General features: G+C 62.7%; 1 protein-coding gene. It reads right to left on the bottom strand.

Annotation, left to right across the window (positions count from 1 at the left end):
* The coding region (locus UCMB321_RS25575; RefSeq protein ID WP_040071465.1) for a malonate decarboxylase subunit alpha at positions 1-260 on the bottom strand (260 nt) is incomplete at both ends.

Genomic DNA, 260 nt, shown 5'->3' with positions numbered 1-260 from the left:
TAGAGTTCGATGTAGGTGTGAATAGCGCCGATTTCCAGCAGGCCGTCTTCCAGCAACTGGCTGATGCGCAGGCTCTGGGTGCCGGCGAAGGAGAAGTCCAGCTTGCGGGCGATGCCGCGCTCGAACAGGTCCAGGTGCTCGGCGCGACCGACGCTGGGCATGATCATGTGCAGGTCGTGGAGCTTGGCCGGATCGGCTTTCACCAGGGAGCGCGAGAGGAAATCCGCCTGCTTCTGGTTATTGCCCTCCAGCACCACCCG

This window comes from Pseudomonas batumici, assembly GCF_000820515.1.
Classification (GTDB): Bacteria; Pseudomonadota; Gammaproteobacteria; order Pseudomonadales; family Pseudomonadaceae; genus Aquipseudomonas; species Aquipseudomonas batumici.
Note: the sequence above shows the minus strand (reverse complement) of the source record. Positions and strands in the feature narration are given on the sequence as shown.